General features: G+C 71.1%; 22 protein-coding genes. 14 read left to right on the plus strand and 8 right to left on the minus strand.

Translation table 11 applies throughout. The features are described from left to right. The first annotated feature begins 8 nt into the window (after positions 1-8). Positions 9-1,427 (plus strand): pyridoxal phosphate-dependent decarboxylase family protein, encoded by a 1,419-nt coding sequence (locus ACQPZZ_RS22770; RefSeq protein WP_432921628.1) that lies wholly within the window; start codon positions 9-11, stop codon positions 1,425-1,427. 170 nt (positions 1,428-1,597) lie between these two features. On the opposite strand, the gene folP is transcribed toward ACQPZZ_RS22770, so the two are convergent. Both folP and ACQPZZ_RS22780 read right to left on the minus strand, forming a co-directional pair. Continuing rightward, positions 1,598-2,500, minus strand: coding sequence for a dihydropteroate synthase (gene folP, locus ACQPZZ_RS22775; RefSeq protein WP_432921631.1), 903 nt, complete (start codon positions 2,498-2,500; stop codon positions 1,598-1,600). A gap of 166 nt (positions 2,501-2,666) precedes the next feature. Continuing rightward, on the minus strand, positions 2,667-3,536 hold the full coding sequence (locus tag ACQPZZ_RS22780; protein WP_432921634.1) for a LysR family transcriptional regulator: 870 nt from the start codon (positions 3,534-3,536) through the stop codon (positions 2,667-2,669). 997 nt (positions 3,537-4,533) lie between these two features. On the opposite strand from ACQPZZ_RS22780, the gene ACQPZZ_RS22785 reads away from it, so the two are divergent. From ACQPZZ_RS22785 to ACQPZZ_RS22830, 10 genes are all read left to right on the plus strand, one after another. After that, a complete protein-coding gene (locus tag ACQPZZ_RS22785) occupies positions 4,534-5,748 on the plus strand; it encodes a neutral zinc metallopeptidase (RefSeq protein ID WP_432921637.1) in 1,215 nt (404 codons plus the stop codon). Positions 5,749-5,834: 86 nt separating this feature from the next. Next, positions 5,835-7,460: an LCP family protein gene (locus ACQPZZ_RS22790; protein ID WP_432921640.1), complete on the plus strand. Its 1,626-nt coding sequence runs from the start codon at positions 5,835-5,837 to the stop codon at positions 7,458-7,460. A gap of 189 nt (positions 7,461-7,649) precedes the next feature. Further along, on the plus strand, positions 7,650-9,011 hold the full coding sequence (locus ACQPZZ_RS22795) for a S8 family peptidase (RefSeq protein ID WP_432921643.1): 1,362 nt from the start codon (positions 7,650-7,652) through the stop codon (positions 9,009-9,011). 121 nt (positions 9,012-9,132) lie between these two features. Then, a complete protein-coding gene (locus tag ACQPZZ_RS22800; protein ID WP_363645088.1) occupies positions 9,133-9,420 on the plus strand; it encodes a hypothetical protein in 288 nt (95 codons plus the stop codon). Next, positions 9,417-9,989: an AAA family ATPase gene (locus ACQPZZ_RS22805; protein ID WP_432921646.1), complete on the plus strand. Its 573-nt coding sequence runs from the start codon at positions 9,417-9,419 to the stop codon at positions 9,987-9,989. The genes ACQPZZ_RS22800 and ACQPZZ_RS22805 overlap by 4 nt, the downstream gene beginning before the upstream one ends. Before the next feature lie 568 nt (positions 9,990-10,557). Beyond that, entirely contained in the window at positions 10,558-12,453 is a 1,896-nt protein-coding gene (locus tag ACQPZZ_RS22810; RefSeq protein ID WP_432921649.1) for a hypothetical protein, read from the plus strand. Next, positions 12,453-13,037: a hypothetical protein gene (locus ACQPZZ_RS22815; RefSeq protein WP_363645094.1), complete on the plus strand. Its 585-nt coding sequence runs from the start codon at positions 12,453-12,455 to the stop codon at positions 13,035-13,037. The genes ACQPZZ_RS22810 and ACQPZZ_RS22815 overlap by 1 nt, the downstream gene beginning before the upstream one ends. A 7-nt stretch (positions 13,038-13,044) precedes the next feature. After that, positions 13,045-13,209 (plus strand): hypothetical protein, encoded by a 165-nt coding sequence (locus ACQPZZ_RS22820; RefSeq protein WP_432921652.1) that lies wholly within the window; start codon positions 13,045-13,047, stop codon positions 13,207-13,209. After that, entirely contained in the window at positions 13,209-13,790 is a 582-nt protein-coding gene (locus ACQPZZ_RS22825; protein WP_432921655.1) for a hypothetical protein, read from the plus strand. The genes ACQPZZ_RS22820 and ACQPZZ_RS22825 overlap by 1 nt, the downstream gene beginning before the upstream one ends. 7 nt (positions 13,791-13,797) lie before the next feature. Beyond that, a complete protein-coding gene (locus ACQPZZ_RS22830) occupies positions 13,798-14,100 on the plus strand; it encodes a hypothetical protein (protein WP_432921658.1) in 303 nt (100 codons plus the stop codon). A gap of 58 nt (positions 14,101-14,158) precedes the next feature. Here the strand turns inward: ACQPZZ_RS22830 and ACQPZZ_RS22835 are convergent, their stop codons facing one another. From ACQPZZ_RS22835 to ACQPZZ_RS22855, 5 genes are all read right to left on the minus strand, one after another. Continuing rightward, the gene (locus ACQPZZ_RS22835) at positions 14,159-14,365 is read right to left on the minus strand and encodes a hypothetical protein (protein ID WP_432921661.1); all 207 of its coding nucleotides are present in this window, start codon (positions 14,363-14,365) and stop codon (positions 14,159-14,161) included. Between the two features lie 5 nt (positions 14,366-14,370). Then, entirely contained in the window at positions 14,371-14,994 is a 624-nt protein-coding gene (locus tag ACQPZZ_RS22840; RefSeq protein WP_432921664.1) for an HD domain-containing protein, read from the minus strand. After that, entirely contained in the window at positions 14,991-15,785 is a 795-nt protein-coding gene (locus ACQPZZ_RS22845) for an ion transporter (RefSeq protein ID WP_432921667.1), read from the minus strand. Before ACQPZZ_RS22845 ends, ACQPZZ_RS22840 begins: the two co-directional genes overlap by 4 nt. A 143-nt stretch (positions 15,786-15,928) precedes the next feature. Then, complete coding sequence (locus tag ACQPZZ_RS22850) at positions 15,929-16,702, minus strand: NPCBM/NEW2 domain-containing protein (RefSeq protein ID WP_432921670.1); 774 nt, start codon at positions 16,700-16,702, stop codon at positions 15,929-15,931. 287 nt (positions 16,703-16,989) lie between these two features. Continuing rightward, positions 16,990-18,141 carry an ROK family protein gene (locus ACQPZZ_RS22855; protein WP_432921673.1) on the minus strand — a complete coding sequence of 384 codons (1,152 nt, stop codon included), beginning with the start codon at positions 18,139-18,141 and terminating at the stop codon, positions 16,990-16,992. Positions 18,142-18,382: 241 nt separating this feature from the next. Here ACQPZZ_RS22855 and edd point away from each other — a divergent pair, with 241 nt between their 5' ends. From edd to eda, 3 genes are read left to right on the plus strand one after another with little or no spacing between them, the layout of a single operon-like run. Beyond that, complete coding sequence (gene edd / locus ACQPZZ_RS22860) at positions 18,383-20,212, plus strand: phosphogluconate dehydratase (RefSeq protein ID WP_363645120.1); 1,830 nt, start codon at positions 18,383-18,385, stop codon at positions 20,210-20,212. After that, positions 20,209-21,183, plus strand: a complete 975-nt coding sequence (locus tag ACQPZZ_RS22865) for a glucokinase (protein WP_432921677.1) — start codon at positions 20,209-20,211, stop codon at positions 21,181-21,183. Before edd ends, ACQPZZ_RS22865 begins: the two co-directional genes overlap by 4 nt. After that, positions 21,180-21,797 (plus strand): bifunctional 4-hydroxy-2-oxoglutarate aldolase/2-dehydro-3-deoxy-phosphogluconate aldolase, encoded by a 618-nt coding sequence (eda, locus tag ACQPZZ_RS22870; RefSeq protein ID WP_432921680.1) that lies wholly within the window; start codon positions 21,180-21,182, stop codon positions 21,795-21,797. Before ACQPZZ_RS22865 ends, eda begins: the two co-directional genes overlap by 4 nt. Before the next feature lie 203 nt (positions 21,798-22,000). On the opposite strand, the gene ACQPZZ_RS22875 is transcribed toward eda, so the two are convergent. Continuing rightward, entirely contained in the window at positions 22,001-22,933 is a 933-nt protein-coding gene (locus tag ACQPZZ_RS22875; protein ID WP_432921683.1) for a carbohydrate kinase family protein, read from the minus strand. Positions 22,934-23,170: the final 237 nt, after the last annotated feature.

Here is a 23,170-nt window from a genome sequence, read left to right on the forward strand (position 1 = left end):
GGAGTTCCATGCTTCCCGACCACGGCAGGCCCGTCACCGAACTGCTCGCCGAGCTGACCGCCCTGAAGGCGGCCGACCTGCCGGTCCGCGGCGGCAAGGTGACGGCCTACGTCTACGACACCGGCCTGCCGGAGGTGCACGAGGCCGCGCACCGGGCGTACGCGGAGATGCTCGAGGTCAACATGCTCGACCCGACGGCCTTTCCCAGCATGGTCGCGCTGGAGCGGCAGGTGGTCGGGGCGGTCGCCGAGCTGCTCGGACGCCCCGGCGCGCCGGGGATCTTCACCAGCGGCGGCACCGAGTCGATCATGCTGGCTGTGAAGGCCGCCCGCGACGCCCGTCCGGGCGCCACCCGGGTCGTGCTGCCGGTCACCGCGCACCCGGCGTTCCACAAGGCCGCGCACTACCTCGGCCTGGAGACCGTGCCGGTCCCGGTCGACCCGGTCACCTACCGGGCCTCCGTCCCGGCGTTCGAGGCCGCGCTGGACGACCGTACGGCGCTCGCGGTGGTCTCCGCGCCGTCCTACCCGCAGGGCGTCGTCGACCCGGTCGAGGAGGTCGCCGCGCTCGCGGCCGCCCGCGGCGTGCCGTGCCACGTGGACGCCTGCGTCGGCGGGTGGCTGCTGCCGTGGCTGCGCGAGGCGGGCGCCACGATCCCGCCCTTCGACCTGAGCGTGCCCGGCGTCACCTCGATCTCGTGCGACCTGCACAAGTTCGGGTACGCGCCGAAGGGGGCCTCGGTGCTGTTGTTCCGCGACGCGGAGCTGCGCCGCAGGGCCTACTTCGCCTCGGCGGCCTGGCCCGGCTACACGATCATCAACGCGACCGTGCAGAGCTCGCGCTCGGCCGGGCCGCTCGGCGGCGCCTGGGCGACCCTGCAGGCCCTCGGCCGGGAGGGCTACCTGGAGCTCGGACGCAGGACCGTGGAGGCGGCCAGGCGGCTGGTCGAGGGTGTGGGGAAGATCCCCGGTCTGCGGGTGCTCGGCGAGCCCGAGGCCGCGCTGGTCGCCATCGCCGGGTCGCCCGAGGTGGACGTGTTCGTGCTGGCCGACGAGGCACGCCGGCTCGGCTGGTTCCTTCAGCCGCAGCTGTCGTACGCCGGGATCCCGGCCAACATTCACATCACGGTCACCGGCGTGACGCTGGCGGGCGTGGACGCGATGCTGGAGGTGATCGCGGAGGCGGCCGCGGCCGCCCGGCGGCGGGGCCCGGCCGAGGTGCCCGACGGCCTGCCCGAGCTCATCGCGTCCCTCGACCTCGACGCGCTGGACGACGCCACGTTCGCCGAACTCGCCGCGTCGGTGGGAATCGACCTCACCGCGACGGGGCAGCCGGGGATGGCGGTCGTGAACGCGGTGCTCGACGCGCTGCCCGCCGCGACCCGCGAGGCGATCCTCGTCCGTTTCCTGTCGGTCCTGTACTCCTGACCCGCCCCTCGCCGAAACGCCGGGCGTACTCCGATCCGACGGGCGCCGCGCTCCACGCACGGGGGGACGGCGGCATGACCGGCGGCGATCCCGACCAGATGATCGCGGACATCGACACGGACATCACTCAGGTCGTGAGGCTGTGCGACGCCGGCCGGCCTCGCGGACCCTCAGGACGGCGTGGAGGGGCCGGCGGACGCGCCGCCGAGGCGGGCGACCACCGCGAGAGCCGTACGGGCGCTCGCCGCGTCGTGGACGCGGAACACCCGGGCGCCCTGCAGCGCCGAAACGGCGAGCGTCGCCAGTGTGCCGGCGTGGCGTTCCTCCACGGGCAGGCCGCCCAGCGTCTCTCCGACGAAGTCCTTGTTGGAGACGGCGACCAGCACCGGCCACCCCGTCGCGGCCAGCTCGCCGAGCCGCCTGGTGACCTCCAGCGAGTGCCATGTGTTCTTGCCGAAGTCGTGCGCCGGGTCGACCAGGATCGCGTCGCGGCGCACGCCCGCGGCGACCGCCCGCTCCGCGAGGTCCGTCGTGTACGCGACCACGTCGGCCACCACGTCGGCGTACGCGATGCGATGCGGCCGGGTGCGCGGCTCCACCCGCCCGGCGTGCGCGCAGACCAGCCCGATGTCGTAGGCCGCGGCGACCTCGGCGAGCTCGGGGTCCACGCCGCCCCAGGTGTCGTTGAGCAGGTCGGCTCCGGCCTCGGCGACGACCTTGGCGACCTCCGAGCGCCAGGTGTCGACGCTGATGATCACCTCGGGATGCCGGTCGCGCACCGCGGCGACGACCTCGGCCACGCGGCGTATCTCCTCGGCCGGATCGACCTCCGTGCCGGGACCGGCCTTCACGCCGCCGATGTCCACGATGTCCGCCCCTTCCTCGATGAGCCGGGAGGCGGCGTCCACCGCGGCGGAGAAGGCGTAGGTCGATCCCCTGTCGTAGAAGGAGTCGGGGGTCCGGTTGACCACGGCCATGACCGCGAAGTCGCCGGGGCCGAAGGCACGCCCGCGCAAACGCAGGACGCCCGGCCGGCCGGGCGCCGCGGCGGGCAGCGGCGGCGTAGTGGACATCGCCGCCAGCGTACTAGGTCGTGTCCCGTGATCTTGCCGGCCTACTGCGGCCGCCCCGATGGCGCCTCACTGTAGGGCAGAAGATCACGGCGGCACTCCCCGGGTGGGCTCGTCGCGCCGGGCCGGGCGCCGGGTGTGGTGGAACGGTCCAACCGCCGGACATGCGTCACGCCGCGGATCCGCCCTCGGCCAGGGCCAGGAAGTCCTGCGCCATCACGGGAAGCCGGCGCCGGGCGTGCACCACCGCGATGATCTTCCGGAGGGAGGGATCGAGCGACCGGACCACCAGGCCCGCCCTCGCCGCCTGCTCGGCCATGCCGCGGTACCACAGCAGCGAGGCCCGCCCCTCCCTCACGGCCCGCAGCCAGCCCCGGCGCTCGTCGGACTCGACGGCCGGGATCGGGCGCACGCCGTACGTGGCGAAGATCTGGTCGAACTCCCTGCGGCGCGGGCTGCCGGGGGCGGGCAGCACCAGCCGCATGCCGTCCAGCCTGGCCACGGGGACGGGGTCGGGCAGATCGATGCGCGGCGGGGAGATCAGCACGATCTCCTGACGTTCGAGGGGGTGGCTGACCAGGTCGGTGGGAACCGGAAGGTCGGTCAGGCCGAGATCGGCACGCTGCTCGCGGACCGCGCTGACCACCCCCTCGCGGCCCTCGCAGCGCACGATCTGCACCCGGATTCCCGGATGTTCGGCGGCGTAGGCGGGCAGCAGGCGCCCGGCGAGACCGGGCTCGAGACTCGGAGTGGACGCGATCCGCAGTTCGGCGCCGGAGGAGTTGCCCTGCGTTGCGAGGGCCTCGATCTCGGCCACCGCGTCGAGGGCCTCGCGGGCCAGCTTCACGACCCGGCGCCCCTGGGCCGTCACGACGACCCCGCGGCCCGAGCGTGCGAAAAGCGTCATCCCGAGTTCGCGTTCCAGGTCGCGTATCGCGCGGGACAGAGCGGGCTGCGCGATATAGAGCGATCTGGCGGCATCGGTCATGGTGCGGTGCTCCGCAGTGGCGACCACGTAACGGAGCTGCTGCAGATTCATGCGAAAAACGCTAGGGCAGACGAGCCCGGCGATTCCGGAACATCGCAGAGATCACGCCGGTCGATTACACATCGTGCCCGACATCTGCTACATCCGTGAGGGATGGGAAATCAGTATTCTTTTGCCCCAAATCCACAAAGGGGGCAACGTCGTGCCGCAGCAGTACCCTCCGCAGGAGCCGCCCGGGGGGAGTTCTCCGAATTCGGGGCCGCCGTATCCGCCGCGACCGGAGGCCACATCCGGTGCACCTGACGGATCACGACCCCCCGGCGCGGCGCCGGGGCCGTACGGTCCGCCGGGGTGGGGCGGCCCGGAGAACGGTGCGTGGCAGCCGGGGTGGGGCGGCCCGGAGAACGGTGCATGGCAGCCGGGGTGGGGCGGCCCGGAGAGCGCTGCATGGCAGCCGGGGGCCGGCGCCGCTCCTTACCCGCCGCCGGCACAGGCGCACAACGGCTCCCAGGCGCCGGGAGGTCAGCCCTACGGCGGTCCCTATCCGCCGCCCGGGACGCCCGGGGTCAATCCGCCGGGCCCGCCCGCGTATCCGGGGAACGCCCCCTCTGGCGGCCCGGGGTATCAGGCGACCCCCTCGCCTCAGGGCGGCCCCCAGCCCCAGGGTCCCCATGTTTCCGGCATGCCGCAGGGCGGCCCCTACCCGCCGAGCGGGCCGCCGCAAGGCGCCGGGGCGTACCCCGGATCTCAGCCGCAGGGCGGGGTTCCGTACCCCGCGCAATCCGCCGCGCAGTCTCAGGCCGGGCCCTACGCACAGCCCTACGCGCCCGCGCCGGCCCCCTCCGTTCCGGCGGGTCCGCCGGCCGGTCCTGCGTACGCCCCGGCGAACGGAGCGGCGGGCCAGCCGGGAGGCCAGGGGTACGCGCCGAGCGGGCTCGCGTACCCGCAGAGCGGCGGCGCCCCGGCGGCGCAGGCGCATATGGCGGTCCCCGCGCCGCCTCAGGCGATGCCGCCCCAGCAGATGCCGCCACAGTCCCCGCCTCAGGCGATGCCTCCGCAGGGGATGCCGCCGCAGGGGATGCCGCCGCAGTCCCCGCCCCAGGCGATACCGCCCCAGGGGATGCCGCAGACGCCGCAGGGCGCGCCGTTCCCCCCGGTCCCGGCGCAGGCGCCGGGACCGGGGCGGGCGTCTCAGGGTCCGGGATGGGCGCCCCAGGGGCCGGGGTGGACGCCGCAGCCCCCGCCTCCCCCGCGCGGGCCGGCCGCCGCCTATCCGCCGCCCGCCTGGCGTCCGCCACGCCGCAAGTCGGGCGCGGGAGTGATCGTCGGCGCGGTCATGGGCATGCTCGCGCTGGTCTTCGTCCTCGTCGTGATCGTGAGCGCGCTGGCCGGTCTGTCGCACCACGACGAGACGGTCTCGCCGATCGCGATCCCGACCTCCACCTTCTCGTCGTTTCCCTCGGACGACGTCACCACGGACACGCAACCGACGCAGAGGCCGACCTCGAAGCCGACGTCTCAGCCCACGACGCGGCCGAGGCCCGTGCTCAACCGGACGGCGAAGAACAACAGCCTCTATCGGGCCGGGTCGCCGGCGAAGACGAACTGCCGGGGCGGGAACGCCAGCATCTACAACCACGCCCAGTTCAAGGCGCTGATCCTCAAGACCGGCGCGTGCATGAGCAAGGCGTGGGCGCCGGCGCTCGAGCGGGTGGGAATCGACTGGAGCCCGCCCAAATACATGATCGCGGCCCGCAAGGGCAGGGGCGCGTGCGGCGACTATCCCTCGCCCGGCAGCAACGTGCCGTACTACTGCCCGACCAACAGCACCATCTACGCCTCCACCTCGGCCATGGCGCGGGAGTACGGCCCGCTCGGGTCGTGGAACGGGATCATCGTCAGCATGATGGCCCACGAGTACGGTCATCACATCCAGAGCCTGTCGGGCATCTCCGACTCCTGGTGGCGGCAGACGCTCGACTCCACCTCGCGCAGCGGCAAAATGGCCCTCAGCCGCCGGCACGAACTGCAGGCGACGTGTTTCGGCGGCATGTTCATGCGGTCGGTCGCCGCCTCGTATCCGATCGACTCCACCCGGCGCAACACGCTCCTGTGGGCGTACAGCCACCTGGGCGACCCGCCGGGAGGACCGCGTGACCACGGGAACACGCGCAGCAACGCCGCGTGGTTCCGCCAGGGGTACACCCGCCCGATGGCCTACCAGTGCAACACCTGGGTCGTCGGCTCCGCGTCCGTCTCGTGATCAACAGTCCTTGGTTTACGTCTACCTTGTCCGGATATGGGGGTTAGAATCCCTAGCCACAGCTTCGGAGGAGAGAGCGGTGAACCATGCGAGGCGGGGGTCCCGCTGACGATCCCGGGGGTCCCCGGGAAGGTCAGAGTGCAGGTCAGCGTGGTGGGAGTGGGAGCGACGAGAAGCCCACGGACCCGCCGCCCGCGGCGGCCGCTCGCGGCGGGGCGCCGCGTTTCGGCCCTCCGCTGACCACCGCCTCCCTGATCGGCTGGACGGCGCTGTCGGCCGTCCTCCCCGGGGCGGCCCACCTACGGGCGGGCAACCGCCGCACCGGAATCGCGCTGCTGGCGACGTTCGGCGTCGTGCTGGTCGCCCTGGTGGTCCTGGTCCTGCGCCTGAAGGACGACGCGGGGGCCGCGCTGCGCGGCAGCACGCTCACCGCCATCATGGCCGGCGCCGCCGTGTGCGCGCTCGCCTGGTTCACGCTCGTGCTCCTGTCGTTCGTCGCCCTGCGCCCGCAGCGCCTGCCGCAGACCGGGCAGGTGGTGTCCGGCATCGTCGTGGGCGTGCTGTGCGTGGCCGTGATGGCCCCGTTCGCCTTGACCGCGAACACGATCAGGACGGCCAACCAGTTACTCGACGACGTCATGGCGCCGGCGGAGGGAACGACTCCCGTCCCCGTACGCGCCGAGGACCCGTGGAACGGCCGCAAGCGGGTGAACTTCCTGCTGATCGGCGGCGACGCGGCGGGCAACCGGGTCGGGGTGCGCACCGACTCGATGACCGTGGCCAGCGTGAACATCGCTACCGGCAACACCGTCCTGTTCAGCCTGCCGCGCAACCTCCAGTACGTCCGCTTCCCCCCGAGCAGCCCGCTGCGCAAGGTGTTCCCCGACGGCTTCAACGCCGAGGGGCAGGGGCTGCTGAACTCGGTCTGGTACTACGCCGACAACAACCCCCAGGTCATGGGTGGCAAGAACAAGGGCGCCCAGGCGCTGAAGGACGCCATCGGCTACACCCTGGGACTGCACATCGACTACTACGCGATGGTCGACATGTTCGGCTTCGCGGCTCTGATCGACGCGGTGGGCGGGCTCAAGATCCGGGTCGAGCAGGACGTCAAGTGGGGCGGCAAGTTCGGCACCGCCGGGACCATCAAGGCCGGCTACCGGACGCTGAACGGCGAGGAGGTGCTCTGGTACGGCCGCTCCCGGGTGGACAGCGACGACTTCTCCCGCATGTCCCGCCAGCGCTGCGTCATCGGCGCGCTCGCCCAGCAGGTGACCCCGGCCACGGTTCTCGCGAACTTCAGCAAGATCGCAGCGGCGGCCCGGCACATGTTCCGCACCGACATTCCCCGCGACCTGCTGGAGCACCTCGTCCCCCTCGGCATGAAGGTGCGCGGCGCCAAGATCACCAGCCTGCAGTTCGTGCCGCCGCTCATCTACACCGGCAACCCGGACTGGGCGAAGATCAGGAAACTGACCCTGGACGCCATCCGGGAGTCGATGACCGAGCGGGGCACCGTCGCGGCCACCGCCTCGCCGATGACGTCCACGGGATCGCCGGCGTCCGCGAGTCCCTCCGGCTCGCCCAGCCGGTCCGTGTCGCCGAGCCCGTCCCCCTCACGTACGCCGGTCCTCGCCGGGGCGAGCCCCCGCTCGACCCCCACCCCGAACGACAAGGCGGCCAAGAGCCTCTCGGAGCTGTGCGGCTTCTGACCGAAGGCTTCTGATCGAGGACTTCTGATCGAGGACTTCTGAGCCGGGGTTTTCGAGCGAGGGCCTCGGCCGGGCGGCACCGGGCGGTTTTTCGGTGAAGGTGTGGACGCCGCCTTCACGGATACAGCAAGGTTGTCACGTAACGTATCCACCCAGTCACAATCCGCTGAGTAACGGAGTGGACTCGTCGTGCGCGTACTCATCCAGTTGCGTCCGTCCCCCGACCTGGTCGCCGCCGTCGCCGACCCGTCGGTCCCCTCGATGCCGTCCGACGTGGCCGACGGCCTGCCCGGGGTCGTCCTCGACCATTCGTACGCCCCTGTGGCCGTGCCCCGCCCGATGCCCGCGTTCCCCGGCGGGGACCCGCTGTCGCTCAACCAGCCGCTGGTCTTCTCCATGGCGCCGCAGGACGCCTCGGTCGTCGTCCGCGGGGAGATCGCCGACGACGAGGTCACCAGCAGGGTCGCCCTCCTGCCCACGGCCCGCCGCGACGTGGTGGCGGTGTACGCCGACCCGGCGATCGAGACCACGCTCACGTGCGCGGGCGACCCCGCCGTCGGCGACTGGCACGACGTCGAACGGCTGCTGCGCGTGCCCGACCTGGCGGCCGAGGGGCTGGACGGCTCCGGCGTCCCCCTCGCGGTCATCGACACGGGCATCAACGCGGCGTACGTCAAGGCCGCACGCGGGCACGACGTGACCGTCGATCACGAGCGGAGCTGGAACCCCAAGAGCGTCTCCGGGACGCCGGGAGACTTCCCGGTCGACCACGGATCGATGTGCGCCTTCGACGCGCTCATCGCCGCGCCCAAGGCGTCACTCGTGGACGTGCCCGTGCTGCTGTCCCGGCGGCAGGGCGGCTCGACGCTCGACGGCCTGCTGTCCGACGCGATCGCCGCGTACGCCCACCTGCGCGAGGTCCTCGACGCCCAGCCGGCCGAGTCGCGGGCGCTCGTGGTGACCAACAGCTGGGGGTCGTTCTCGCCCCGCTGGGACTTCCCACCGGGCAATCCCGGCAACTACTCCGACAACCCCGCCCACCCGTTCAACCTGATCGTCGGCAGCCTGGCCGAGGCCGGGGCCGACATCCTCTTCGCCGCCGGCAACTGCGGGACGCAGTGCCGAGACGGCAGATGCGCCTACCCCGACCGGCCCATCGTCGGAGCCAACTCCCATCCCCGGGCGCTGTCGATCGGCGGGATCGACACGGCGGGGACGCGGGTGGGCTACTCCTCCCAGGGTCCGGGGCGGCTGGCCGCGCGCAAGCCGGACGTCTGCGCCTACACCCACTTCGCCGGCTCGGGCGCGCTCGGCGACGGCGAGCCCGACTCCGGCACCTCGGCCGCCTGTCCCGTCGCGGCCGGGCTGGTCGCCGCCGTCCGCACCCGCTGGCCCGCCACCGTGCTGTCGCCCGCCCAGCTCCGGACCCTGCTGCGCCGGACGGCCGATGATCGCAGTGCCGTAGGGTATGACAACGACTACGGGTACGGCGTGGTGGACGCCGCCGGCATCGTCGCCGCGCTGCGCCGCCGGGCGGCGAAGGCCGCCTGAAAACAGAGCGCGGCGAAGGCCGCCTGAGAACACAGCGCGGCGAAGGCGGCCTGAGACCGCAGCACCGTGAAGGCGGCCGCGCCGTCGGTGATGAGACGTCCAGCAGGGGGAGGCGGGGCCGGTGGCCGAGGTGCTGATCACCGTGCGGCTTCCCGCGCCCGCGACGCTGGAGGAGGCCATGCGGCGGCTCGACCTCACCGCGGACGAGGTCGACACCGCCTACGGCCTCGTGCCGGTCGACCCGGCCAGGAACCTGTACGTCCTGCGGGTGACGGAGGACGCCGGCCGGCGCGTCGGCGATCCGGGCGCCGGGGCGGCGGACGGCGGGGACTCCGGCGACGGCCGCGGGCGCGCGGACGGCGGGCCCTACTCCGATCCGCCCATCGAGCCCTATGGCCCGCCGCGATGACCGCCCCTCTCTGGGTGGTGTCCGGCCCACCGGGCGCGGGCAAGTCGACCGTCTGCGACCTGCTGCTGGCCCGTCTCGACCCCGTGCCCGCCCTGCTCGACAAGGACACCATGTACGGCGGCTTCGTCGAGGCCACCCTCGCCGCGTACGGCAGGCCGCACGGCGAGCGCGAGGGTCCGTGGTACGACGAGCACGTCAAGCGGCACGAATACGCCGGCATGACGGCGACCGCCAGGGAGATCCGCTCCCACGGCTGCCCGGTGATGCTCGGCGGGCCCTTCACCTCACAGGTCCACGACGCGGCGCTCTGGCACGCGTGGGCGGAGGCGCTGGGCGGCCACGAGGTGCGCCTGATCTGGGTCCGTTCCGACGGCCCGACGCTGCGCGAGCGGCTGATCCGCCGGGGCCTCGCGAGGGACGGGCAGAAGCTGGAGAGGTTCGCCGAATACCTGCGCGCCATCCGCGTCGACGACCCGCCCGCCGTGCCGTACGACGAGATCGACAACCGCCTGGGCGCTGTTCCACTGGAGCGGCAGGTCGACCGTCTCGTCGCCTCCGCCCGCACCTGACCGCTCACCGCCTCACGGCAAAAAGGGGCGGTCCTTCACGCTGTTTGCCGCCCGCCCGGATCGGCGGCCGGTAAGTCGTGCCGCACGGGGAATTCGACCGGCGCATCTTCCTAATTTCGTTGGAGCAGCAGGTCGCGAACCCTCTTCACCGCCCCGGGAACGGCACGGGAGAATGCGGGAGTGCGCGACAGCCATTGATCCGCTATATCGGATCTATCGGTGCTGTTTACGAAACGAGAGCAATGTAAATAATCTTGCTGCCTGAGTCGTCGCCCGTCATCGACATCAGGGGAGTCCGGGCCGTATGACCCATCCGTCAGGCAACCCTCGGCCGTCACCGCGCCTCGAATCCCCGCCCACTCCCCCACCGGCCTCGCCTCAGCCGTCTCCACCCGGCCCGGCCTCCGTCCCGTCGCCGCACCCTCAGCCGGCGCCCACCGCTCCGTCACCCACACCCGCGCAGGCCCCTTCGACCCGGCCCGGCACGCCCGGCCGGCCGGAACCCACGGCACCACCCGAGGGCTGGGTGAACCGCAGCGGAGGCTTCGCCGGCATAGATCCGGCCGCGATGGACGCCTTCGACCGCGGACTCGGCCAGGCGCAGGACGCCATCGGCCGTGCCGAGCCGAGACTTCGTGGCATGTTGGAGCGGCTCGACCTGGACACCTCCCGGCTGGGCGCCCTGCGCGAGGCGCGGGGCTGGATCGAGACGGCCCGGCCCGACCTGCGGCGACGACGCGACACGATCCGCGCCGAGCACGACGAGTGGGCCGCCTCCGCCGCCGCGCCCGATGGCATGACCGCCTTCGACGAGAGCCTGTACGGCAGAGCCGGCCGGGATCCCGACGTGTACGCAGCGGTCAGCACTCTGACCGAGGCGGGCAGGAACGGCGAGGCCGACGCGAAGACCGTGGCGGCGCTGGAGAAGCGGACGGGAGACCCGGCGTTCGCTCTGGCGCTGATGAACACACTTGGCGCCGCACGGCTACGCGACCTGCTGATCAAAACCGTCGAGCACACCGATGACGCGATCATGCAGCGGCTGCAGAAGGCCCTCGGCAAGACCCTCGGCACCGCGAGCCCACGCCTGAGCCCCGTCTACGGGGACGAACTGACCGCCACGCTCGATAAGGCCATCGTCGACTGGCGTCCGGGCTACGCCCTGGCGCTGGCGCTTGAGCACGGCACCTTCGCCTCCGCCGCCTTCCTCGTGGCGGTGGCCCGGAGAATCGACAAGAGTGCGTCGGCGATGGCGGGCGAGCCCGCGATCAGGAAGACCCTCATGCGGGCCCTTGCCCGCAATCCCATAGCGGCGCAGGACTTCTTCCTCGGCGATCCCAAGGCACTGGAACGCTACTTGTCGTGGCCTTACATGCCGGACGACGGCGCGGCACTGGGCGAGGCGCTGGAGGCCGCCATGCTCACCTTCCGCGACCACGAGGGCACCCCCGATCGGCCTTCCCGCGGATACCTGTCCGCCCAACTGGCCTCTCGTTTCTTCCATCTGGAGGCCGAACGGATTTCCGCGGATTCCCCACCCGCCGTTCCCCCCACCACCACGGCCAGAATCCTGGCCGGCTACATTTTCGACGTCAATCGCGTCGCCTACGATACCGGGGACAAGAGCGTGCCCGACGTCGCGTACACAACCTATCCAAGTATTCCTAAATCACCTTATTGGGGTGCGCGAATCGTAAGAGATGAAATCCATGAAGTCATGACGGAGACATTCGGCGACTCCCGGGCATTCAGCACCGTCATGGTCGCTCAGACTGCGTTTGCCAAGAAGCTCCTCGATCACGGCGCCGCCGATATGGCCCTCACCGGGCGTGACGCGGCGCTGTCGACCCAGGCCGAATGGATTGGAGCAGGGTTCGGCTTGATCACGGACACGGGCGGACTTGCCGAAATAGGTCAGGGCAAGGATCTCGACGAAGCACAGGAAAGGAACATGAAGGTCCTCCTCGCCATCGTGAACACCGGCCTTGCCATACCGCAGTCAGGGGCCTGGCCGGTAGTCTCCGGTGTCGCCGGCGCGTGGACGGGGATGATCGAAGACACCGCCGAAGGCGATTCCGAAGACAAGGCCAAAAAGAACGCCAACTCAGCGGCGAGGACGACGCAGGAACTTCTGAGTGACCTGACCGTGCAGGCGATGCTCAAGTACGGTCTCTTCGGCTCAGCCGATCCACCTGCGCCGAACCACCCCTGGGCTTCGCTCGAGAGTCTGAAGAAAGACCAAGACCCTCGCGGAAATCCCAACAACTTCCTGAAGGATGGCCGGACCATCATGAGCAGAAACGAGATGCTCGATAGAACAGCTCGCGGTGAGGTTGTCGGCGAGCAACGACTCGACGCATACAAACGATGGATCCGCGATGATAAATTGATTGGAAGTCACTGGAAGGAGCTCCTGGAACGTCTGAACCAGAGCTACTCGCGAGCTTTCTCAGAGTTCAAATGATGAGATGGACACGAGCCGCCGGAGCAGCAGGACTGAGTTGCCTGCTTGCCCTGACCGCCAGTTGCCAGAGCAGGGAGGCGAAGGTCGATCAGACACCTCTGCCCACGGCCGCCGCCCCGCCTTTCATCTGCGACTACGTCCCGTTGAAGGCCGTCGAACTGATGACCGGAGAAACCAATCCACTGGTGCGCGGTGGCTTCAGCTTCGATCGCCCCAGTGGCCTCGGCGATGGCGGGTGTGCGGTCTATCAACGCGATGGCGACCAATTGAAGGTTCTTCAGATCGTCCTGGTGCCGATGGGAGGCGAAGCGCGGGTCAGAGATCAGCTTAGTATCGGCGCCTCCCCTTTGCCGACGATCGTGCCCGATGCCATCGGCTACTACGGGAACAACTCGTCGATCAAGCACAACTCCGCTCACGCGATTCTCGCGCGCGGCGATGCCGAACTCGTCATTAAGCTGGAGGAGGGTGTCAAGGGGCGGGACAATGCGGCGGATGTGGTGGCGTTGATGAAACTGATCGCGCCGAAGCTGATCAAATCGGACAGCACGCCTACCCTCACCCCGTCCGCGACAAAGGGGTGACCACGACATGGCCGGCCTCGTGCCCAATCCGCTGTATGTGGCGCTGCGGGACACGCTGCGTACAGCGGAGCCAATGTGGTTTCGCGACGTGAACCTAATAGGAAAGCGCTGGGACGACCTGCTGAGCCGCGTGAACACCAATTTCATGCAAGCCTTTGTCGAGTATAATTGATGAAAACGTCACGAGCTGCCGGGACGGCAGGGTTGATCTGCGCGTTGACCCTTTTCAGTGACTGCCAGCACACGGAGATCAAAATTGACCGAACGCCGATGCCGACAGTCGCCGCCCCGCCCTACGTGTGCAAATATATTCCACTGAAAGCCGTCGAACTGATGACCGGGGAACACAATCCGCTGGTACGCGGCTACATGGACCTCGACCGGCCGGACGCCGGTGACGGAGACTGCGCCATCTATCAACGAGGCGGCGACCGGCTGAAGGTGTTGCAGATTCTCCTGGTCCCGTTGAGCAGTGAAGATCGGGTCAAAGATCAGCTGCAGAACGGCGCCTCTCCTTTGCCCGCAATCATTCCCGGAGCCATCGGCTACTACGGCGAAAACTCGTCGACCGACGATAATTCTGCCCACGCGATGCTCGCACGAGGCCATGCAGAGCTCCTCATCAAATTAGAGAAGGAGGTTGAGGGGCGGGACAATGCGGCGGATGTGGTGGCATTGATGAAACTGATCACGCCGAAGCTGATCAAGCCGGACAGCACGCCTACCCTCACCCCGTCCACGACAAGGGGGTGACCACGACATGGCCGGTCTCGTGCCCAATCCGCTGTATCTGGCGCTGCGGGACACGCTGCGTACAGCGGAGCCGATGCTCACGGAGATCACCGACCATCTCGAGACGCAGTACCGAACCTTTCATTCCGGGCGCGTGTGGACGGGGCCGGCCGCGCAGCGATTCGACGAGCAACTGACCCTGCATCGCACCCGTGTCCGCGGCTGCGCCGACGCCGTCCTGTCCGACCTGCGGCGCGCCCTGGCGAACACCCCGCCCGAGGTCACCGCCGAGCAGGCCAGGGACATCAGCGCCAGGTACGGCCTCACCTGAACCAGAAGGACACACCGTCACTCGTGAAGCCGCTCCCGCCCTACGAGCGCACGCGTGATCACCTCCGGGTCGAGGGCCGTGCCTCCGCGGGCGGGTGCTCGGCCACGGCGGCGAGCAGTTCGGGCGCCGTCCCTGCGGTGGCCACCACCTCGCATGCGCGGGCCGCGAGCAACTCGACCATGCCGTCGCGGAGAACGACGGCGTCCTCGGCCAGCACCACACGTAGCCGCCTGGTGATCAGGATGTCGTCATCGGGCGCGTTCACGGCGGTTACACGATCTCGTGCCCGTAGGCGGCGGCGAGCGGGCGCAGGTCGGGCACGCCGAAGGTCGCGCACATCACGGCGAACAGCTCGGCCTTGTCGTCGCCGTATCGCCGGACGTGGGCCGCGTAGGTGCCGGCGGTGAGGAATCTCGGCGGGTCGGTCTTGCTGTGGAACTTGTCCGCGAACATCACGAGCTTCTCCTCGGTCGACTCCGCGAGGTAGTCGCCGGGAGGCAGCGGCAGTCCCTGCCGCACCACGTCCTCCCGAGTGATTCCCACACCCGTGTGGTGGGAGCAGAACCGGCCCAGGCTCTCGGGCAAGCCCTCCGCGCGGAGTAGTTCGTGGCCGAGGATCCCGTGGCGCACGTAGCCGGCGTGGTCGAGCCGGCCGCCGTCGTCGTAGAGCCGGTAGACCCCGACGTCGTGCAGGAGGCTTCCGGCCCGCACCAGCTCGACGTCGACGTCGAGACCGGCGCTGCCGGCCAGGCGCAGGGCGATCGCGCAGACGATCTCGCAGTGCGTGTGGACGAGGGCGAACGCCTCCTCCGTGGGCGCGTGTCTCGCGTGCAGCGCGCGGATCTCCGAGTCCGTCGGAAGCCGCGTGCGCGGAGTCCGCGAGGCCTCGGTCACGAGCTGGGAACCCGCTCGTTCAGGCTCTCGCGCAGGCCCCTGATCTCCTCCCGCAGGGCCGACAGCTCGGCGAGCGTCAAGCTGTCCTCCCTGTCCTGTCTGTCCTGTCTGTCCTCCCTGGCCTCCTCCTCCATCGCGCTGACCACGACCGCGATGAAGAGGTTCAGCACGACGAAGGTACAGATCAGCACGAACACGATGAAGTAGATCCACGACGAGGGGTGGGTGTCCATCAACTCGCGGTTGATGTCCGACCATCCGTCGCCCGTCATGACCTGAAAGAGCGTGTACAGCGACGTGGGCAGATCGCCGAAATACCGGGGCGCGGCGGCGCCGTACAGCTTCGTGCCCATCACGGCGGCGACGTACAGGACGAGGCCGAGCAGGACGACGATCGAGGACATCCCGGGGATGGCCGTGAGCAGCGCGGAGACCACGCGGCGCAGCGACGGCACCACCGAGATCAGCCGCAGCGCCCGCAGGACGCGCAGGGCTCGCAGCACCGACAGGCCGCCCGCGGTGGGCAGGAACGAGAGGCCGATGATCAGCAGGTCGAAGACGTTCCAGGCGTCGCGGAGGAACCGCCACCCGTAGACGTAGATCTTGGCCAGAATCTCCGCCACGAAGACGTACAGGGCCACGTGGTCGGCGATGTGCAGTTCGGTGCCGTAGCGGGCGACCGCCTCGGCGGAGGTCTCGACACCCAGCGTGGCGGCGTTGACGAGGATCACCACGGTGATCGCCTGCTGGAACCGCCGCGACTCGATCAGGCGGCGGACACGTTCACGCACGGAAAACTCCTGGAGGCCATGGAAGATCGGCAAGAGCCTAATGCCCCCGCCCGACATATCCGTTCTCAGTAGGCCTCGCCGAGATCGCCGCGCGCTGCTCCGCTCCCCGGGCTTGCGGAAGGTCTCGACGGCGCGCCGCATGGTCAGCGAAGGAGCGCCTCACCCCACACCGCGGCGCCGCAATCGGTCAGCCCGACCTGCTGGACGCGCAGCACCAGCCGCAGCCCGCCGGTCACCGGCACATCCACGCGGGCCCGTTCGCCCAACCGCAGGTCACGGCTGAAGAGCTGCCGGTCTTCCAGGGACACGGTGAAGCGGGTGACGGAGCCGGTGGCAGCGTCGTCAGGCAGGCCGACGGTGGCCTGGAAACGGCGGAAGCGCCGGCCGAGGTTGAACGACGCGTCTTGGTCGTACGTCGAGAAGCACGTCGAGCCGACGACGCTGTGGGGGAACACTTCGGCGCCAACCGTCCGCGACCCTCGCTCCCATCCCTGTCCGCCTTCCACCATCTCCATGTCGACCAGCCAGCTCGCGCCCGCCGGCGGGGCGGCGCCGGTGCGCTCCTCCGCCGCGCGCTCCTTGAGCGAAGCCGCGGCGCCGCCCTCGTCGATCTTCTGCGCCGACGACGGCGAGCCGGCGTCCTGGCTGGTCCGCGTGGCCGTGGCATAGCCGAACACCCCGGCACCGGCGACGGCGATGACGAATCCGGCGAGCAGGGTGCGGTCGACCTGCTCGCCCCAGCGTCTCCACACGAGGTAGACACCGGCGACCACCGCGCCGAAACTGGCCGTCCACACAATGGCCACCCCGCCGCCGGCGAGCAGGGCCGCTACGGCGGCCACATCGGCCACCACGCCGACCGCCTGCGGAAGTAATCGGGCGCTCGGCTTGGCCGGAGCCTCAGACGGATGCGCCACGGAACCATCCCTCCTGCAGGTGATCAGCGAGGGTCACGATAACCGCGGCCGCCCCGTGAGGGTGAGATGACGGACAGAATGCGCACCTTGCCGGACGTGTCCTCGGCCGCCGGGTGAATCGAGCCATGACTCGGCCGGCGCCCGGCACTCCGCGTGCCGCAGAAGAGACCCGAACCTCGGGGACTGGGGTCGCCCGGACGTGATCGCCCCTCCGCGGCGCCGGGAGCCCGGCGATGGTCCCACGCCGGTACCGCAGCGGCGAAGCGCGGCGCACTTCGGCGGATCTCTCAGCGGGCGGCGGCGTCGACGGCCTGGGCCGACAGGACGTGGTCGAGGACCATGAGGGCGCAGCCGGTGATGCCCGCACCGGGCCCGAGCCGGCTGCGCTCGATACGCAGGCTGCGGGTGGCGAGCTGGGTGGAGCGCCGGTAGACCACCTCGCGCACGCCGGACACCAGCGGCTGGAACATCTCGGCGACGTCGCCGCCGAGCACCACGACGGCGGGGTTGAGCAGGTTGACCGCGCCGGAGATGACCTCGCCGAGCCAGCGGCCGGCCTGCCGCACCACGGCCATGGTCTCCGCGTCGCCGGCCCGGACCAGGGCGGTCACGTCGGCGAGCGACGTCACGTCACGGCCTTTGGCCCTCAGCTCGCGCAGGATCGCGGTGCCGCTGGCGACCGAGTCGACGCAGTCGAGGTTGCCGCAACGGCACAGCACGCCCCCGCCGTCCCGCACCGGGATGTGCCCGATCTCCCCGGCCGCGCCGAGCGCGCCGCGCAGGATGCCGCCGCCGGAGATCACGCCCGCGCCGATGCGGGTGGAGACCTTCACGAACAGCAGGTCGTCGAGTTCGGATGCGTAGACGACGCGGTGCTCGCCCATCGCGATGACGTTCACGTCGTTGTCCACGAGCACGGGCACGCGGAACCGCTCGGCGATTACCGGCGGGATCACCACGCCGGTCCAGCTCGCCATCACGCGGGCGCTCTCGACCCGCCCGGCGGCGAACTCCACCGTGGCGGGGACGCCGAGGCCGATGCCGACGACGTCGGTCCGCCCGTCGAGCAGCTTCTCCCAGGTGTCCATGAGCAGGGGCAGCACGACGGCCGGCCCCTCCTCGACGTCGATGTCCAGGTCGGTGCGGTGCACCATCTCACCCGCGAGGTCGCACAGCGCGATCTGCGTGCGCCGGGCGCCCAGCGAGGCCACCGGCACGATTCCTCCGGAGGCGGCGAAACGCAGCCGTACGGGCGGGCGGCCCCCGGTGGACGGCCCTTCGGCGTCCTCCAGGATCAGACCGCGCTGGAGCAGGTCGGCGACGCGGTGCGCGACGGCCGGGCGGGACAGGCCCGTCACGCGGCCGATGTCGGCACGCGTCACCGCCTCCCCGCTGCGGATCAGCTGGAGGACCTCACCTGTGGTAGCTAAACGCGACATCAAGCCTAAGTAGAGCATAGGAACTCACCTAAGTTCAACGACTTATTCATTCTGAATTACAAAACTAGGCTTGAAAAGTGGCATAACTTCCCGATACTGTCCCTTCCGTGCCTGATCGACACCTGGTGCCCGATCAACGGATCGGGGGCCGGACGTGCCGCCTGGCACATGTCCCGGGACGACGCTTCCCGGGCGAGTTGGACCCCGCCTCGCGGCGGCCCCGGCAGGAGGAGGACCTTCCGTGACGAACCCCGTTATCACCGAGGTCACCGAGCGCGTGGTCAGGCGCAGCCGCGACAGCCGCGGGGTCTACCTGGAGCGGGTGCGCCGCGCCGGGGCCGAGCTGCGCGAGCGGGGGCCGGCTCGGGGACGGCTCGGCTGCGCCAACCTGGCCCACGGCTTCGCCGCCGCGCCCGCCGAGGACAAGCTCGACCTGCGCGGTACGGCGAAGCCCGGCGTGGCCATCGTGACGTCGTACAACGACATGCTGTCGGCGCACCAGCCGTACGAGACCTACCCGCCGGAGCTCAAGCGGGCGGTCCGGGAGGCGGGCGGCGTGGCGCAGGTGGCGGGCGGCGTCCCCGCGATGTGCGACGGCGTCACGCAGGGCCGGGCGGGCATGGAGCTGTCGCTCTACAGCCGCGACGTGATCGCGATGGCGACCGCGATCGCGCTGTCGCACGACATGTTCGACGCGACCCTGCTCCTCGGGGTCTGCGACAAGATCGTCCCGGGACTGCTCATCGGCGCCTTACGCTTCGGGCACCTACCGGCGATATTCGTGCCCGCCGGGCCGATGACCTCGGGCCTGCCCAACAAGGTCAAGGCCAGGGCGCGGCAGGCCTTCGCCGAGGGCAAGATCGGCCGCCTGGAGCTGCTCGACGCCGAGGCGGCCTCCTACCACTCCCCCGGCACCTGCACGTTCTACGGCACCGCCAACTCCAACCAGCTCCTCATGGAGGTCATGGGCCTCCACCTGCCGGGGGCGACGTTCGTCAACCCGCACACCGAGCTGCGGCACGCCCTGACCGCGGCGGCGGCGCGCCGGGCGGTCGAGATCATCCCGCACGGCGAGGAGTACACGCCCGTCGCCGAGGTCGTGAACGAGAAGGCGATCGTCAACGCGGTCGTCGCGCTGCTCGCCTCCGGCGGCTCCACCAACCACACGATGCACCTGGTCGCCATGGCGGCGGCCGCCGGCATCGAACTGACGTGGGACGACATGGCGGACCTGTCCAAGGTCGTGCCGCTGATCACCCGCATGTATCCCAACGGCCAGGCGGACGTGAACCACTTCCAGGCCGCGGGCGGCATGCCCGTGTTCATCGGCGACCTGCTGGACGCCGGGCTGCTCCACGAGGACGTGCTCACGGTCGCCGGGCGCGGCCTCGGCCTCTACCGGTCCGCGCCCGCGCTGAAGGAGGGCGCGCTGGTGTGGGAGGAGCGGACCGCGCCCAGCACCGACCCCGAGGTCCTGCGGCCGGTCGCCGAGCCGTTCTCCCCCGACGGCGGCATCCACATGCTGTCGGGCAACCTGGGCCGGGCGGTGAGCAAGGTCTCCGCCGTCAAGCCCGGGCATCTGGTGATCGAGGCCCCGGCCAAGGTGTTCGACGACCAGCTCGATCTGCTCGCCGCGTTCGAGCGGGGCGAGCTCGACGGGCAGGACTTCGTCGCGGTCATCCGCTACCAGGGGCCCCGCGCCAACGGCATGCCGGAGCTGCACAAGCTCACGCCGCCGCTGGCCGTCCTGCTCGACCGCGGCCAGAAGGTGGCCATCGTCACCGACGGCCGCATGTCCGGCGCCTCGGGGAAGGTCCCCGCGGCGATCCACCTGTCCCCCGAGGCCGCCGACGGCGGGCCGATCGCGCTGGTGCGCGACGGCGACGTGATCCGCCTCGACTCGGCCGCCGGGACCCTCACCGTGCTCGCCGACCTCACCGGGCGTACGCCGGAGGGCGCGCCCCTGACCGACGAGCAGTGGACCGGCACCGGCCGCGAGCTGTTCGCCGCCTTCCGCCGCACGGTCGGCCCCGCCGAGCGCGGAGCGAGCGTCTTCGGCGGTGTGGCATGAGCCTTCCCTGGCTGGTCGCCGATATCGGCGGCACGAATGCCCGTTTCGGTTTGGTCGCCCGGCCCGGAGGGCAGCCGGAGGCGGTAGCCGTACTCGACGTTTCCCAGCATCTCGGCCTTGCCGATGCCGTAGCCGCCTATCTCGCAGACAATGCGGGCGGAGTTCGGCCGGGGGCCGCGTGCCTGGCGATCGCCGGGCCGGTCGACAGGGACCGGTACCGGCTGACGAACGCGGGATGGTCGGGGTCCGTGGAGGAACTCGGCATCCCGCGCACGGTGCTGCTCAACGACTTCGAGGCGCTGGCGATCTCGCTGCCGCACCTCGCGGGGGACGATCTCGTGCCGCTCGGCGGCCCGCCGCCGGCCGCCGGCCTGACGAAGGCCGTACTCGGACCCGGCACCGGGCTCGGCGTGGCCGGCCTCGTCCCCGTACGGGAGGGCTGGCAGCCGGTGCCCGGCGAGGGCGGGCACGTGGCGGTTCCCGCCGTCACGGATCTGGAGATGGAGATCGTCCGGGCGCTGCGCGCGGACGGCCTGCCGTACGTGGACGCCGAGCACCTGCTGTCCGGCACCGGGCTGCCCCGCCTGCACCGCGGGCTCGCGCTCGTGCGCGGCGTCGCACCCGGGGCCCGTACGGCGCCCCCGATCACGGCGGCGCAGATCACCGCCTCGGACGACCCTCTGTGCGCCGAGACCGTCGAGGTCTTCCTCGCCCTGCTCGGCGGCTTCGCCGGCGGTGTGGCGCTCACCCTCGGCGCGCGGGGCGGGGTCTACCTGGGCGGCGGGGTTCTCCCCCGCCTGGTCTCGCGGATCCCCGGCAGCGCGTTCCGGGCCCGGTTCGAGACGACCGCGCCCGCGCTGTCGGAGTACGCCGCCGCGATCGCCACCTCACTGATCATCGCCGAGCAGCCGGCGCTTACGGGTGCGGCCGCCTGGCTCGCCCAACGATTTCCCGATGTGGAGCGTGTATGAGCAACCTTCTCGACCTCGCGCCGGTCGTCCCGGTGGTCGTCCTCGACGACGCCGAGAGCGCCGTCCCCCTCGCCCGGGCCCTGGTTTCCGGGGGTCTGCCGGTCATCGAGGTGACGCTGCGCACCCCGGTCGCCCTCGACGCGATCCGGCGGATCGCCGCCGAGGTGCCGGAGGCCGTGATCGGCGCGGGCACCGTGCGCTCGCCGGAGGACGTGGAGGCCGCGACCGGAGCCGGCGCCCGCTTCCTGGTCTCCCCCGGCACCACGCCCGGCCTGCTCGCGGCCATGCTCGCCGCGGGCGTGCCGTTCCTGCCGGGCGTCACCACGGCCACCGAGGCGATGACCCTGGCCGAGCGCGGGGTGCGCGAGCTGAAGTTCTTCCCGGCCGAGCCGGCCGGCGGCGTCACGTACCTCAAGGCCCTGAGCGGCCCGCTGCCCGACGTGCGGTTCTGCCCGACGGGCGGCATCACCCCGTCGAACGCGCCGGCCTACCTCGCCCTGCCGAACGTCGGCTGCGTCGGCGGAAGCTGGCTCACCCCGCGCAGCCTGGTCACGGCGGGCGACTTCGCCAGGATCGAGAAGCTCGCATCCGAGGCCGCGGCGCTGCGTCCATGAGCGTCGTGCCCATAAGCGTTGTGCCCAAGAGCGCTGTGTCCGTGAGCGCTGTGTCCGTGAGCGCTTCCTGAGTCTTCCCAGCTCGCCGGTCCGGCCGTCCTCCCTCTGCCGAACCGGTGGCCATGCCCGTGCCCGCGACCCGGGCACGTCCATGGGTGCCGGGCCCGTGACCGCTCACCGGCGGTCGCGGGCCCGGCGTCGTCTCATGGGAGCGCGCCCAGCAGGGCGTCCGGGCCGATGGGGTCCTCATGGGTGCCCTCCGAGGTGCACGCGTGCGCCCCGGCCACGGCGCCCAGCCGTACGCACTCCTCCAGGGGCCGGCCGGTCAGCCGTCCGTACAGGAAGCCGGACACGAACGCGTCGCCGGCGCCGTCGCTGTCGGCCATCGGGCCGGGCAGCGGCTCGGCCGGGAAGTGCCGGACCTCGCCGCGGCCCTGTTCCGGGATCTCGCCGCGGCTCCGTTCCGGCACGGCGAGCACGTGGCAGCCCTCGGCCCCGGCCGTGCACACGACCACCGACGCACGGCCCCGCTCCGCGATCGCCCGCATGACCTCCTCCCGCCGTCCGCCGAGCTTCGTGGCGGACAGGAAGACCAGGTCGGAGGAGTAGGCGAAGTCCTCGTGGTGCGGGTTCTCGCCGTCCCAGTCGTGCAGGTCGGTCGAGACCGTCGTGCCGTCCGGGATGTCGGCGTACACGTGCCGGGCGAAGTCCACGATCGAGACGTGGACATGCCGGGCCGCCCGGAGGGCGGGCAGGTAGAGGCCGGCGGGCATCCGCTGGCCGGGGACGACCCGGGGGTCGAAGAGCGACAGGCGCCTGCCGTCCGGGCCCACGAGCAGGACGCTGCGGCGGGTGCCCGCCTCCGACACCGCGTGGGTGAAGTCCACTCCGCGGGCGGCGAGGTGGCCGCGGATCAGCGCGCCCTGCGGATCGTCGCCGATCAGGTCGACGAACTTCACGCGCAGGCCGAGGGCGTGGCAGCCGAGCGCCACGCCCGCGCCGGTGTTGCCGATCCGGTCCACGACGGGCGGCACGGCGTAGGTGTCGGCGTACGGAAGGGGCAGTTCGGGCACGTAGACGGTCGTGTCGACGCCGGCGCCGCCGACGACCAGGACGTCGGAGGTGTGATCGGTCATTCGCGACGCTCCTGAGGACATGTGGAGATCCGGCGCGGTGACCTCGCACGTCCGCGCAGGAAGAGGGAAAAGACGATCGGATGCGGCGTGCCCGCACCGGCCTGCGGGCACGCCGGACGGCGCCGGCGCTTCACGCGGTCACGAGCGGCCGGGACGGGCGGCGGCCATCCGCGTCAGGACCGGACAGCGGGGCTCGGCGGCAGAGCTCAGAGACAGGGCTCAGAGACAGAGCTCAAA

The organism is Microbispora sp. CA-135349, assembly GCF_050947365.1.
In the GTDB taxonomy this organism is placed as follows: domain Bacteria; phylum Actinomycetota; class Actinomycetes; order Streptosporangiales; family Streptosporangiaceae; genus Microbispora.